10 protein-coding genes are annotated in these 11,061 nt (G+C 64.1%); 6 read left to right on the forward strand and 4 right to left on the reverse strand.

Annotated features, from left to right (window positions below):
• Positions 1–71 precede the first annotated feature (71 nt).
• Positions 72–533, forward strand: coding sequence for a DUF3237 domain-containing protein (locus AC16XC_RS06170; protein ID WP_484033770.1), 462 nt, complete (start codon positions 72–74; stop codon positions 531–533).
• A gap of 696 nt (positions 534–1,229) precedes the next feature.
• Here the strand turns inward: AC16XC_RS06170 and AC16XC_RS06175 are convergent.
• Entirely contained in the window at positions 1,230–2,645 is a 1,416-nt protein-coding gene (locus AC16XC_RS06175; protein WP_484033771.1) for a L,D-transpeptidase family protein, read from the reverse strand.
• Between the two features lie 376 nt (positions 2,646–3,021).
• Here AC16XC_RS06175 and AC16XC_RS06180 point away from each other — a divergent pair, with 376 nt between their 5' ends.
• Positions 3,022–3,450, forward strand: coding sequence for an Hsp20/alpha crystallin family protein (locus AC16XC_RS06180; RefSeq protein ID WP_484033772.1), 429 nt, complete (start codon positions 3,022–3,024; stop codon positions 3,448–3,450).
• Positions 3,451–3,485: 35 nt separating this feature from the next.
• Here AC16XC_RS06180 and AC16XC_RS06185 read toward each other — a convergent pair whose 3' ends face one another.
• Entirely contained in the window at positions 3,486–4,118 is a 633-nt protein-coding gene (locus AC16XC_RS06185) for a murein L,D-transpeptidase catalytic domain family protein (protein WP_484033773.1), read from the reverse strand.
• Between the two features lie 79 nt (positions 4,119–4,197).
• Between AC16XC_RS06185 and AC16XC_RS06190 the strand changes: the two genes are divergently transcribed.
• The 4 genes from AC16XC_RS06190 (at position 4,198) to AC16XC_RS06205 (ending at position 8,256) form a co-directional block, all read left to right on the forward strand.
• Positions 4,198–5,346 carry a L,D-transpeptidase family protein gene (locus AC16XC_RS06190; RefSeq protein WP_484033774.1) on the forward strand — a complete coding sequence of 383 codons (1,149 nt, stop codon included), beginning with the start codon at positions 4,198–4,200 and terminating at the stop codon, positions 5,344–5,346.
• Between the two features lie 187 nt (positions 5,347–5,533).
• Complete coding sequence (locus AC16XC_RS06195) at positions 5,534–6,358, forward strand: zinc metalloprotease (protein WP_484033775.1); 825 nt, start codon at positions 5,534–5,536, stop codon at positions 6,356–6,358.
• A 97-nt stretch (positions 6,359–6,455) separates the two neighbouring features.
• Positions 6,456–6,926 carry an MAPEG family protein gene (locus tag AC16XC_RS06200; RefSeq protein ID WP_484033776.1) on the forward strand — a complete coding sequence of 157 codons (471 nt, stop codon included), beginning with the start codon at positions 6,456–6,458 and terminating at the stop codon, positions 6,924–6,926.
• A gap of 43 nt (positions 6,927–6,969) precedes the next feature.
• Positions 6,970–8,256 (forward strand): hypothetical protein, encoded by a 1,287-nt coding sequence (locus tag AC16XC_RS06205; protein WP_484033777.1) that lies wholly within the window; start codon positions 6,970–6,972, stop codon positions 8,254–8,256.
• 55 nt (positions 8,257–8,311) lie between these two features.
• Here AC16XC_RS06205 and mdlC read toward each other — a convergent pair whose 3' ends face one another.
• Together mdlC and AC16XC_RS06215 are read right to left on the reverse strand one after the other, a co-directional pair.
• Complete coding sequence (mdlC, locus tag AC16XC_RS06210; RefSeq protein WP_484033778.1) at positions 8,312–9,856, reverse strand: benzoylformate decarboxylase; 1,545 nt, start codon at positions 9,854–9,856, stop codon at positions 8,312–8,314.
• Positions 9,857–11,061 (reverse strand): MFS transporter (locus AC16XC_RS06215; protein WP_484033779.1); only part of this gene is annotated, 1,205 nt, incomplete at its 5' end.

Below are 11,061 nucleotides of genomic sequence, written 5' to 3' on the forward strand. Positions count from 1 at the left end.
GCGATTCGCTTGCCTGTTACGCTAGGGTTGTTCCAAGCTCTATGCCAGAGATCAAAACGGGAGAAGCGCGAATGATCAAGCCCGAACTCGAGTTCGTATACGAGGCCGGCGGCGAGCTCGAAACGCCGCGCCAGATCGGTGAGACCTATGACGGGACGCGGCGGATCATCCCGATCCTTGCCGGCGGTTATGTGAAGGGGCCGAAGATCAGCGGGCACCTGATGGGCAATTCGGCCGACTGGCAGGTGACAAGGCATGACGGGGTGACGGTCGCCGATGCGATCTATGCGATCGAGACCGACGACGGCGCGCTGATCCAGATCCGCAACAGGGGGCTGCGCCATGGCCCGCCTGAAGTGATGGCGCGGCTGGTGGCGGGCGAGGAGGTCGACCCGTCGGAATACTATTTCCGCACCGTGCCCGAATTCATTGCCCCCAACGGGCCCTACGAATGGCTCAACCGCTCGATCTTCATCTGCGCCGGCGCGCGCTATGCCAGTTCGATCAAATTGTGGGTCTGGCGGGTGCTCTAGGGTGACACAAGTGACAGCTGTCACCCTCTCTGTCCGGGTCGAATAATGCCAGTTTTCCAAGGGTGTAAGGGGTCGAGAGTGACACTTGCCCTGTCTCGGGAAATTAAAATATCCTTGCCCGCTCGTGGAACAAAATGACCCAATCTCCGGGGAGCGATCATGGGAAAGGCGAACAGGCATCGCCGCCTTGTTCCACAAAGCGGCGATGTAGGAAAATCGAATGGCCGCTGACGACCCATAGCTGCCGGTCGGCTAACGACCCATCGCGACCCAAGGAGCGGATCCTCTGCGATCTCCGTTCCCGCCTAGGCCTTCGTCTCTTCGGCGGTGGAGGTCACTTTGCAAAGGTGTCCAGAAGACTGGCAAAGAATCCGGGCTGTTTCATCGGGTGGATTCGACCATGAATCAGCCTCCGCATGGATGGATCCAGCGACTTCTTCGGCAGATGCCGGTTGGGCATTGGAGGCCTGCTCTGATTCTGCGTGATCATTTAGGTTCGACCTTTCCGCCCCTCGTACGAAATGAATGAATGTCGCTTGAGTTCCATGCGACGTGACTGATTTGTCTCGCCAGAGGCGATTCAGTGCGAGGAATCTGCCGGAAACCCGGTTAGCCTGAAGCATCCGCTGCTGCATGTTGGCCGAGCGCCTGCAGCCGAAATGGCTCGGTTGGCTGACGACATGAGGATCGCTCGCGCTAAGGACCAACGTCTGAGGCGGAAGGCCGAAGTCGCAGGCTTGTGCTCGCCGGAAAGCCGAGCGCGGCGGATAGGCGGTCGTTCCAGCCATAGGGATCGGCACGGATCACGGGCTCGTTCGCCTCATCGAACAACACGGTCTGGTAGAACATCCTGACCGGGATTTCGTGCGGCAGAGCAACGAAACTCTCTTTTCCGGTGGCCCGCGCCTCGCGCCATTGATCGAGAACGCCAGCGTCGCGCGCCAGCAGCTCGGCGAAGCCAAGCGCATCCTCTACCCTCACGCAGCCATGGCTGCGCTGGCGCTGCACTTCGTCGAACAGCGACTTTGCGGGCGTGTCGTGCAGATAGATTTGATGCTCGTTCTTCATGTCGAACTTGACCAGCCCCAGCGAATTCCTGGGACCCGGCTGCTGCACGATCCAACCATCCTTCCACACCATGTTGTTGCGGCGAAAATAGGCCGAGCCCTTGCCGGCGATCTCCTTGGTCTGGATCGAGCGCGGGACCGTCCAGGTGGGATTGGCCACGAGCCGGTAGATCGGCGATTGCAGCTGCGGTGTCTCGTTTTCCGGTTTGCCGACCACCACCTTCCTTGTGTCGATCGCCTTGCCGTCGCGCCAATAGGTGAGGCGCGCCGTGGCGAGGTTGACGTCGATCCGGGTGGCCGGTGGGGTCCCCTCGAGCCAGCGCATGCGCTCCATCGCCACCGCGAGCGCCCGCTCGCGATCGGCATCGGACAGGTTGAGGATTTCAAGCGCATCTTCGCCGATCACGCCGTCGGGCTCGATCCCGTAGTCGGCCTGCATTCGCTTCACGGCGCGGACCATTGCAGGACTGTAGCGCTGGCCCTGGGCTGCGGCGGGCGCGAGATAATCGGTGGCGACCAGCTGGCGTGAGATCGCCGGCACGCGCGGATCGCTGGCGCCGGGATTGAGCGGCTCCACGACATTGGGAATGGCGGCGCTGGGCGCGGTGCCAGGCTTGCGCAGCGCGAGGTAGGCCTTGGAGAGCTTGCGGTAGTTCTCGTCCTTCGGCGCGAGGCTGTCGATCCATTCGCTGACCTTCTCCTCGGCCAGCGCCCTGGCCAGCCCGCGCCGCAGATCGGGCCGAGGCCGCGGGACGGTGTAGATTTCATACAGCTTGGTCGGATCGGACGCTCCCTGCGCGACGGCCGTCGCATAGAAAAGAGCGCTCCGCGTCAGGGCTTCGCGGCCCTCGCTGCTGTCCGCGTCGCCTTCGACGGGAAAGGGCATCCGGTCGAGCGCGTGTATCGCCCGGCGACCGATCGCTTCGCGCAATTGCTGCGCCTTGGCATCGTTCCATTCGGCGCGTCCGGCCGCCGATTGTTCGTTGCACCCCGTTAGAACAAGCAGCATCGCCAACAGCGAGCCAGCAATCGGGACTTTACGCACTCACATCTCCTACAGGAATGACCGGCTGTCCCGGCAAGAGCGGACGATCCGCCCGGAAGCTAAACGCCAGTCGACGCCTTTTGTGCCGGAGCTCGGGGCTCCTCAGCTGATCTGGCTATCTTTGTTGCCGCGCCGGTTGATGACCGACGCCACCGGGCGCTTGTCGCGGACCGACAGGCCGGCGACGCAGGTTCGCGCGCCGGGCAGAGAGCGACGGCGGGCCTCGGGAACACATCTGCGAATAGTTCAACGTCCGCTTTCCACCCATACCGGACACGCGGCGGTCCAGCGTCCAAATTGCGCCATCGCAATGACGTCGCCTTCAATCCTTGCTATAATTTACCATCGTTCAACGCTTGAAGGCAGGAGAAGGCAAATGGCTAAACCACCCGCTCGTCGCAGTCTCTTCGACGAGCTGTTCCACGATTTCCCCTTGGGCTATTCGATCGCGCCGCTGCATGGCGATCCGCTGCCGCATCCCGGCAAGATCAAGCTCGACGTGAAGGAAAATGGCGACAAGTTCGTCGTCCAGGCGGAAATTCCGGGAGTCAGCAAGGACGCGATCGACATCTCGGTCGACAACAATGTCCTGACTATCAGCGCCGAGGTTTCGCAATACGACGCGGATGAAGAAAACGACAGGATCATCCATTCGGAGCGCTATTACGGTGCGGTCCAGCGAAGCATCGCCTTGCCCGCCGAAGTGTCCATCGACGAGGCTTCGGCGAAATACGAGAACGGGATCCTGGTGCTGACGCTGCCGAAGGCGACCAAGGACGCCAAGAAGAAGATCAGCGTCGGATAGAACGAAGGCTCAGGCGCGTCCGGCCGCTGCGGCTGCTATTTCGCCGCGTAGAGCAGGCGGCCTTCGCCAAGCTGGTCGAGCACCTCGTCGATCTCGCAGCGCTCGAAGGCGAAGCAGCCGAGGCTGCGCCCGACCCGGCCCTGGTGCTCGGCCATGGCGGCATCGACATAGCTGGCGCCATGGATCACGATCGCCCGGTCGAACGCCTGGTCGTTTTGCGGGTCGAGCCCGTGGAGCCGGCGCGAACGGCCATGCTTGCCGTGATAGATCGCGCCCGTGACATAGCTGCCCTCGGAAGAGGCGTTCGAGCCCGGACGGTTGGAGAAGCGCTCGACAAACCCGCTGTTCGAAGGGTCCGAACCCCGGCCATGCGCGACGAGGTAGGATTTGCGGATTTCGCCCCGAGCGATATCGACCAGGTGGAAGCGCATTTCCTTCGAATGCGCCGAGAAATCCGCCACGCCGAGCAGATCGCGCTGGGCGATCGCCGGGCCATGGCGGTCGAGCGCGGCGAGTGCGCGTGAAACGATCGCCGGCCGGTCGGCAATGCCGGCCGGTGCCGGAGCGGCCGCCGGAACACTTGGCAGGGCGAGCGCCGTGGGTGTAACAAGGCCAGCCGAGAGGGCCAGCGAGCCGCCGATGAAACGGCGTCGATTGATTTTCGTCATTGCGATCCCGTACGTGCAGATTTGCAAAGGATGTTGTGCCGATCGGGACACGGGCAAGGCAGGAAGAGGAATTTTTGCGGTGAAGCGAACGATAATTGCGACATTCGCGCTGCTCTTCTGTGCAAGTGCCGCTTCCGCGCAGGATGCCGGCATGGGCTGGGCATCGAACGACATCGCCGCGCTCCAGCGCTGGGTGGCGGCGGCGCCTGCGGACGCGCTGCCGGTGATCCCGACCGCGTCGCTCGACCGTGCCGTCGAAGCCCGCGACCGGGAGCGGATCGAGGACGAAGCGACGATTCTCGCCCTGCGCCTGGCCCGGATGCACCTGCTGGGCAATGCCGGCACGAGCGAGCGGGCCGGGTGGAACATCGTCGACAGCGATCGCGACATCGCGCTCGAACCGATGCTGGCGCAGGCGGTCGCCAACGACACGCTCGACACTTTCTTCGCCCTGCTGCGGCCGGCGGATGACGAATATGCGATCCTGCGCGCCGCCTATGCGACGGAAAATGATGCGGACCGGCGCGCGGCGATCGGCCGCAATATGGAGCGCTGGCGCTGGATGCCGCGTTCGCTCGGTGACGATTATGTGCTGGTCAACGCCGCCCGCTTCGAGGCCTATCTCTGGCGCGGCGGCGAAAAGGCCGGCACCTGGCGGGTGATCGTCGGCAAGAAGAGCACGCCGACCCCGGTTTTCGATACGGCCATTACGGGGGTGATCTTCAACCCCTGGTGGAATGTCCCGGCGAGCATCGTGCGCGAGAGCGTGGGCGCTTTGGTGCGCAACAATCCCGCGGCGGCGCGCGCGCGCGGCTATGTCTGGGGCGGCGGCAGCTATCGCCAGCGCCCGGGTCCGAACAATGCGCTCGGCCAGATGAAGCTGGTCATGCCCAACCGCTTCACCGTCTACATGCACGACACGCCGAACAAGAACCTGTTCGAAGAGGAGGTCCGCGCCTACAGCCATGGCTGCATCCGCACCGGCGATGCGATCGGCTATGCCGCGACCCTGCTCGAAGGGGTCAAGACCCGTGCCGAAGTCGATGCGATCGTCGCCTCGGGCGAGACCACGACGGTCGAACTCGCCCGGCCGATCCCGATCTACATCGCCTATTTCACCGCAGTCGGCGACGGCGAGGGCGGTGTGCTGGTGCTCGACGACATCTATAATCGCGACCGCCGGATCAGGCTCGCGGCGATCGACTGGGAAACCGAGTGCTCGGCCTGATCCGCCGTCGCGAACTCCCTGTGACCGGACTTTGGCCGCGTGTAACGGGATGATCCGGCGCAGCTTTCGCGATGGCAAACGCCGGGCCGTTGAGTTATCCAGCCAATCGCAATCGCGGTTGGATCGCACTGGCCGGCCTGGACTCATGGCGAGACCGAGAGGGCGGATGCATTTCGGGAGCTGAACTATGACGAAGCGTTTGAAGCTTGCCTGCCTCGCGGCGTCGGTGGCAATGATCGCCGGCCCCGCGAGTGCGGATCACTGGTGGGGCGGATATCACTGGAGCATTTCGAGCGCTCCGCTGCAGCTCACCATCGTCGACAATGTTTCGGGGCCGTGGGAAAGCGTGCTCGACACTTCGATCGCCGACTGGAACGCTTCGAACGTCCTCAGTCTCTCCAAGGCCGCGGGCTCGGGCAGCACCAGGAATTGCAAGGCCGAAACCGGCACCGTGATGGTCTGCAACGACAGCTATGGATATAATGGCTGGTTGGGCATCGCGCAGATCTGGCTGTCGGGAGATCACATCACCAAGGGCGTGACCAAGCTCAACGACAGCTATTACAATACCCCGACCTACAACACGACAGCATGGCGGAATCTCGTTTCTTGCCAGGAAATCGGCCATGCCTTCGGGTTGGCCCACCAGGACGAGGATTTCGACAATCCGAACCTCGATACCTGCATGGACTACACCAGCAACCCCGAAAGCAACCAGCATCCCAACCAGCACGATTACGACATGCTCGAACAAATCTATGGCCACACCCATTCCTCGGGCGGGTCTTCGGGCGACGGCGGTGGTCCGCCTCCGGGGAGGGGCAAGAACAAGGGCCTCAGCGGCAGTGACGACATCGGCAATTTCGCGCTCGGCTGGGGCAGGGTGATCGGGCGGACGGCCGATGGCCGGCCCGATCTTTACGAACTCAAGCTCGGCGATGGCAGCAGGGTCATCACCCATGTCTTCCATGTGCCCGGAGCCGGCAGGGGCAATGCGCACGAGCACGAATAGAGGCCAGTCGCGGACCGCGTGAAACCGGTCGCCGGGCCGCCCATTGCAAGCACGGCATTTCGGGCGCATCCTTCCCGATTAATGGGGAGGATGAGCCATGGACCTGCTGAGCTTCGACAATCCGGTCTTTGCGACCTATGCGGCGGCCGCCGCGCTGATGGTGCTGCTGGGGATTTCCGCCGCCTGGATCACGGTGGTGCAGATGATGCGCGTCAAGGGCGGGTTCCGCGCGCCGGAAGACCTCAGGAAAACCCCGCTCAACCCGGAGCCCAATGCCGGCCAGACCGCGCCCGTGGAAGCGGTCGAACGCTGGCGGCGGATCATGCAGAACCATCTCGAAAACCTGCCCTTTTTCTGCATCATCGGGCTGCTTTTCGTGCTTACCGGGCCGTCGCTCGGCCTCGCGCAATGGCTGCTATGGGGCTATGTCGCCTCGCGCTTGCTGCATTTCCTCGCCTATGCCAGCGCCCAGATTCACGACATCAGGGCGACCTTCTGGACCATCGGCTCGCTGATCCTGGTCGCGATGTGCGCGATAGTGTTGCAGGCAGGGCTCGCTGCGGTCTAAGATCGCGGACATAGTCAACCAAAACCGGATTCGAGGAACTGAAATGGCCCGTAACTCCAGCTTTCGTTCGCGCCTTACTGCCGCCGTTGCGGCGATCGGCGTGGCCGCCGCCGTGGCTTCGGCAGCCTATGCCCAGGAATGGGATGGCGGCCCCTACGGCAAGAACTGGCGGCCCGACGATCTCACCGTTCTCCCGCCGACCCCGACCGACTATACCCCGGGCAAGACTGCCTGGGGCGACTGGGATTTCACCGGCACCTGGCCGATCGAGAAGCTGCCCCAGACCTCGATCCTGCTCCAGCGGATGGACGGGTATGGCGAGCGTGTCTGGATCACCGACGAGGAACACGCCAAGCGGGTCGCGAATGCCGGCGGGTCGGACAGCCGTTTCTCCAACGAAGGCCAGGGCCTGAGCGTCGGCGGAACCGAAGGCCTCGCCGAATGGGTCCAGAATTCGCCCTATTCATGGCGCACCTCGATGATTGTCGACCCGAAAGACGGCAAGTTGCCCCCATTGACGCCGGATGCGCAGTGGAAGATGGAAAACGGCCGCTCCGGTTGGCAGCTCAACCAGACGTTCGACTGGGTCGACGATTTCGACAGCTGGGATCGCTGCGTGTCGCGCGGTTTCCCCGCCTCGATGTTCCCCTTCCGCTACAATAACGGGATCAAGATCTTCCAGGCGCCGGGCTATGTCACGATCGTGCTCGAAATGCTCGGCACAAGGGTGGTCAAGCTCTATCCCGACGAGGCTTCCGCGCTTGCGGCCCGCTGGGAACCCGAAGTCGAGGCCTGGATGGGCAATTCGCGTGGCTGGTGGGAAGGCAAGACGCTGGTGATCGAGACCAGCAATATCAAGTCGGGAGACAGCGTGTCGGAAGACGTCTCGAAGCGCGCCGCCGCGCCGCTCAACATCGCGACGCAATACTCGCTGCCGTTCAATACCGCGCCGACCAGCACCAAGGCCCGCTCGCGCGAACGGCTGACGATGCAGGGCCCCGACGCGATCCTCTACGAGATCACCTATGACGATCCCGAAGTGTTCACCGCGCCCTGGACCGCGCAGCTCGAATGGACCCGCGACAACGAATACGAGTTCTTCGAATATGCCTGCCACGAAGGCAATGTGCAGGTGCGCAACTATATCACCGCCGACCGCGCGAAGCGCGAAGGCATCGCGCGCGGCGAAATCGATCCGAACGAGCCCGATTCCAACGCGACCTGGGCGCGGCAGTTCGACTTCGACCGGGTAGCCCCCGGCGCGCCGCCGCCGCCGAGCTTCGGCCCGCCGCCGCCGGCCGATGAAGAAGAGGAAGAAGCCGGCGGATAGCGCCAATTAGCGGGCGGGGAATTCCCCGCCCGTTTTCTTTGGCATGAGGGGTCGGTCAGGCGATCCTGAAATCGACCAGCGTCGGGCCCGATTGTTCGAAGCTCCATTCGAGCGCATCGTCGATCTCGGCGACCTCGTCGACCAGCCGCGCGGGGATGCCCTGCGCTTCGGCCAGCTGGACGAAATCGATGCCGGAAAGGTCGCAACCCGGGACATGGTTCATCCCGAATTCGGAGGAGAACATGGTCAGCGCGGCATAGGCCGAATTGTTCATGATCAGGAAGCTGACATTGGCGACTTCCTCGCGCGCGCTGAACAGGCCCTGGATCGCATACATCGCCGCCCCGTCGCCAAGGATCGCGATCACCTTGTCCTCCTGCCCGAGCGCCACGCCGATCGCGCCGGGCAGCGAATAGCCGAGGCCCCCGCTGGCGCAGGAATAGAACCCGCCCTCGCGGGTGATCGGCAAGGTGACGTGCTCGGGCCCGCGCGCGGTCGGGGCTTCCTCGACGATGACGGCGTTCTCGGGCCGTAGCGCGGCGATGCGTTTCAGCACATGGGCGGCGGTCATTGCAGGTTCGGGGTCGATGAACTGGTGGGTCTTGCCCGCAAAGTCGCGCGGCTCCACCTGCTCCGCCAGCGCCCCGAGCCCGATCGCCGGATTGCCGAGCACCCCGAGGCCGCCGGGGAGCGCGGCGATATGCTGCGGGTCGTCCGATAGCGCGGCAAGCTTCGCGCCTTCGGGCCAATGCGGCCCGCTGCCCTCGACGTGCCAGGTGAACACCGGCGCCCCGGCGACGAGGATCGCGTCATGCGGAGCAAGCATAGTCCGCAGCTGGTCGCGCCAGGCGGGAAGGAAGCCGCCGAATTGCCGGTGGCTTTCGGGGAAGGTCTCGCGCGCGGCATAGGGCGCGCAATAGACCGAAGCGCCGCTCTTCTCGGCCAGCGCAATCGCCGCGTCCCAGCCGCCGGCATTGGCGACGCCGGTGCCGATTACCAGCGCCGGGCTGCTGGCCGCATCAAGCATGGCTGCGATCTTCGCAATCCCCCCGGCATCGGGCGAGGGCTGGAGCGCCAGTTCGGGCAGCTCCGGCATCTCGCAGGTGCGGTCCCAATCGTCGACCGGGATCGAGACGTAGCACGGCCCCATCGGCGGGGTCAGCGCGGTGATGAAGGCGCGGATCAGCGCCTGCGGGACGTCTTCGGCGCGCGCGGGCTCGACCGCATATTTGACATAGGGCCGCGGGAATTCGGTCGCCCGTTCGTTATAGAGGAACGGGTCGTAGGGCAGGATCGAGCGCGCTTGCTGGCCTGCGGTGACCACGATCGGCGCGCAATTCCGGAACGCGGTGAACAGGTTTCCGAGCGAATGGCCGGTGCCCGCCGCGCTATGGAGGTTGACCAGCGCGGGCTTGCCGCTTGCCCGCGCGAAGCCGTCGGCCATGCCGACCACCACCGCCTCGTTCAGCCCCAGCACATAGCGGAACCCTTCGGGCAGGGCCTTGAGCATCGGCAGCTCGGTGCTGCCGGGATTGCCGAACAGCCGGTCGACCCCGAAATGCTCGAAGATCCGGTGGGCGGCTTCGCGGACGGTTGTCATCTACACCGCTTCTCCCGCCGACCGTGCCCGATCGAGCACGCTCGCCTCGTCCCGCTTTATGCGTGTGAGGACGTAAATAAGGATCACCACGATCACCGGCGCGACCAGATTGACCGAGATGATCGCCTGGCCCAGATCGCCGCCATTTCGGTCGGATACGATACCGACGAAATAGGGGCCCATGCCGAGGCCGAGCAGGGTCGAGATGATGATGTAGCTCGCGCTCGCGATCCCGCGCATGCGCGGAAGCACCAGGTCATAATAGAGCGAATAGATCGGGGGCAGCCACAGCGTGAGAATGAGGCTGTAGAAGGTGAAGCGGAGGTAGAAGTTGAACGGATCGGGCGCGTTGTAGGTCCAGATCCCGAAGAAGGGCGAGATGCCGAGCGAAGCGAGGGTCAGCCAGACGCGCCCGGTTGCCCCCATTCGCCTGGTCAGGAAATCCGACAGCGGACCCGCGATGATCGGGCCGATCATGCCGAGCACGGCCGCGAGCAGGCCGAACTGGATCGCGGTGGCGCTCTGCGACAATCCATATTCGCGGATCAGGAATGACGGGGTGAAGCCCATCACCCCGTAATTGATCGCCGTCTGCAGCCCGCCGACGACGAACAGCAGGATCAGCGAAGGCGAGAACATCACCGCATAGGTCGGCCTGTCGGTCAGCTTGAGCGACTGGAACAGGTTCAACACCACGAACGCGCCGAAGCCGACCACGAACCATTGCAGCACGTGCGGGTCGAGTGTCAGGCCGAGCGCGTTGATCGCCGGGCGGGGGGAAAAGTCCTGCGCGACGCCGGTCATGGCGAAGCAGACGAGCAGGATGATCGCCAGCCCGACGAGATTGATCGTCCATTGCCGCGATCCCGCCTTGCGGCTCCAGAGCGAGAACCAGTTGGCGCCCGGTGTCACCGCGCCCAGCACCGCGGCGCTCGCCTTGAACGGGTGTGGATCCTCCGGCGAACGGATTCCGTCGACTCCGCCGCGCACCGGCTCTTTGAGCCGATAGATCATCCAGGCCAGCAGGAAGCCGGGAAGGGCGGCGACGAGGAAGGCGAATTGCCACCCGGAAAAGCCACCCGGAGCGCCGCCTGCGGCATAGCGCGTATCCCACCATTCGGCGACGACCCCGCCCAACGTGATCGAAAGGCCCAGGCCCAGTGCGGTTGCGATCCCCATCGCCGCCATCGCGGTGCCGCGTCTTT

The organism is Candidatus Andeanibacterium sp., assembly GCF_057143545.1.

Coding starts and splice junctions, on each gene's coding strand:
- AC16XC_RS06200 (WP_484033776.1), top strand. CDS start 6,456: ATGGACCTGCTGAGCTTCGACAATCCGGTCTTTGCGACCTATGCGGCG.
- AC16XC_RS06205 (WP_484033777.1), top strand. CDS start 6,970: ATGGCCCGTAACTCCAGCTTTCGTTCGCGCCTTACTGCCGCCGTTGCG.
- AC16XC_RS06170 (WP_484033770.1), top strand. CDS start 72: ATGATCAAGCCCGAACTCGAGTTCGTATACGAGGCCGGCGGCGAGCTC.
- AC16XC_RS06185 (WP_484033773.1), bottom strand. CDS start 4,118: ATGACGAAAATCAATCGACGCCGTTTCATCGGCGGCTCGCTGGCCCTC.
- mdlC (WP_484033778.1), bottom strand. CDS start 9,856: ATGACAACCGTCCGCGAAGCCGCCCACCGGATCTTCGAGCATTTCGGG.
- AC16XC_RS06180 (WP_484033772.1), top strand. CDS start 3,022: ATGGCTAAACCACCCGCTCGTCGCAGTCTCTTCGACGAGCTGTTCCAC.
- AC16XC_RS06195 (WP_484033775.1), top strand. CDS start 5,534: ATGACGAAGCGTTTGAAGCTTGCCTGCCTCGCGGCGTCGGTGGCAATG.